We start from the raw sequence: 2,544 nt of genomic DNA, 5'->3' as shown, positions 1-2,544 counted from the left end.
CTCATGGCCCACCGGCGGGCCGCCGGCCTGCCCGGTGTCTCGATGGCCTGGGGTCTGTGGCAGCAGAGCACCGGCCTGACCGCCCACCTCAGCGAGATCGACCAGGCCCGCATGAGCCGCGGCGGTGTCCTGCCCCTCACCCCCGCCGAGGCCCTCGCCCTGCTCGACACCGGACTGCGAGCCGAACACGCCCTGCTCGTACCGATCAAGCTCGACCTGCGGTCCTTGCGTGCCGACGCGGCCTCCGGCGGCACCGTCCCGCACCTGCTGCGCGGCCTGGTGCGCAGTGGCCGCCGCCTCGCACGCGCCGGCGCAGGCGACGGCAGTGACCTGCTCCGGCGCCTCGCCGGACTGCCCGAGGACGAACAGGAAGCCGTCCTCTTCGGTATCGTGCAGGCTGAAGCCACCGCGGTCCTCGGCTTCAACGCCGCCGAACTCGCCCAGGGCACACGTGGGTTCAGCGAGATCGGCTTCGACTCGCTCACCGCGGTCGAACTCCGCAACCGGCTCGGCGCCGCCACCGGCGTCAAGCTCCCCGCCACCCTCATCTTCGACTACCCCACCCCGGTGGCACTCGCCCGCTACCTGCGCGAGGAGCTCGGCCACGACACGGCCGGTGCCACCGCCACCCCCACCGTCCTCGCCGAGCCCGACGAGCCCATCGCCATCGTCGGCATGGCCTGCCGCCTGCCCGGCGGCGTCGACGACCCCGACGGCCTCTGGCGTCTCGTGGCCGAGGGCCGCGACGGCATGGTGGCCCTCCCGGACGACCGCGGCTGGGACCTCGACGGCCTGTTCGACGCCGACCCCGATAAGGCCGGCACGGCCTACGTCCACAAGGGCGGATTCCTGCACAGCGCCGCCCAGTTCGACGCCGGCTTCTTCGGCATCTCGCCGCGCGAGGCGCTCGCCATGGACCCACAGCAGCGGCTCCTCCTCGAAACCTCGTGGGAGGCACTGGAGCGGGCCGGCATCGACCCCCTCTCCGCGCGCGGCGACAACATCGGTGTCTTCTCGGGCGTCTCCATCCACGACTACGTCGAGTCCCTCAGCAACATGCCCGAGGAACTCGAAGGCTTCGTCACGACGGCCACCGCCGGTAGCGTCGCCTCCGGCAGGGTGTCGTACGTGTTCGGCTTCGAGGGCCCCGCGATGACCGTCGACACGGCCTGCTCCTCGTCCCTCGTCGCCATCCACCTCGCTGCCCAGGCACTGCGTCAGGGCGAATGCTCGCTCGCCCTCGCAGGCGGTGTCGCCGTCATGGGCTCACCGATCGGCCTGCGCGGCATGTCGCGCCAGCGCGGCCTCGCCGCCGACGGCCGGGTCAAGGCGTTCTCGGCCGGTGCCGACGGCACGATCCTGTCCGAGGGCGTCGGCATCGTCGTCCTGGAACGCCTCTCGGAGGCTCGCAGGCGCGGCCACCGGGTGCTCGCGGTCGTTCGCGGCTCGGCCGTGAACCAGGACGGCGCCTCGAACGGCCTGACCGCCCCCAACGGGCCTTCGCAGCAGCGGGTCATCCGCAAGGCGCTCGCCAACGGTGGTCTCGCCGCGGCCGACATCGACGTCGTGGAGGCGCACGGCACCGGGACGGAGCTCGGCGACCCCATCGAGGCGCAGGCCCTGCTCGCCACGTACGGCCGGGACCGGGACCCGGAGCGCCCGCTCTGGCTGGGCTCGCTCAAGTCCAACGTAGGTCACACGCAGGCCGCGGCCGGTGTCTCCGCCGTGATCAAGATGGTGCAGGCGCTCCGACACGGCATCATGCCGCCCACGCTCAACGTGACGGAGCCGACGCCCCAGGTCGACTGGACGGCGGGCGCGGTCGAACTGCTCACCGAGGCCCGCGCTTGGTCGGAGGAGGGCAGGCCGCGCCGCGCCGGTGTCTCCAGTTTCGGCATCAGCGGCACGAACGCGCACCTGATCCTGGAACAGGCACCGGCGGAGCAGCCCGCGGCGCCGGCCGCATCGATCGCCGGAGTGGTTCCGCTGGTCGTGTCCGCCTCCTCGACGGCATCCCTGGCAGGGCAGGCCGCACGCCTCGCCTCGTTCCTCGAGACGGCTGAGACCGCGCCGATGGACGCCGTGGTGGCGACGCTGATGACACGACGGGCGCTGCTCTCCGAGCGTGCGGTGGTGGTGGCCGGCTCGCGGGGTGAGGCTGTGGCGGGTCTGGAGGCGCTGGCGCGGGGTGAGTCTCATCCCGGTGTGGTGACTGGCGGGTTGTCGTCGGCCGTGGGTGCGGGGCGGACGGTTTTGGTGTTTCCGGGTCAGGGTTCGCAGTGGGCCGGTATGGGCCGTGAGCTGCTGGATTCCTCGCCGGTGTTCGCGGAGCGGGTGGGGGAGTGTGCGGCGGCGTTGGAGCGGTGGGTGGATTGGTCGTTGGTGGATGTGTTGCGGGGGGATGCTCCGGCCGATCTCCTGGAGCGTGTGGATGTGGTGCAGCCTGCGAGTTTTGCGGTGATGGTGGGTCTGGCTGCGGTGTGGTCGTCGGTGGGTGTGGTGGCGGATGCGGTGGTGGGTCATTCGCAGGGTGAGATCGGGGCT

The 2,544-nt window shown here is 72.1% G+C and carries 1 pseudogene; it reads left to right on the top strand.

The window, feature by feature from the left end:
* Positions 1–9 precede the first annotated feature (9 nt).
* Positions 10–2,544 (top strand): annotated as a pseudogene (locus ADY01_RS34860) (beta-ketoacyl synthase N-terminal-like domain-containing protein); the annotation flags it as partial.

This window comes from Streptomyces sp. SBT349 (genome assembly GCF_001083795.1).
Taxonomy (GTDB): Bacteria; Actinomycetota; Actinomycetes; order Streptomycetales; family Streptomycetaceae; genus Streptomyces.
This window is presented reverse-complemented; position numbering and strand designations above follow the sequence as displayed.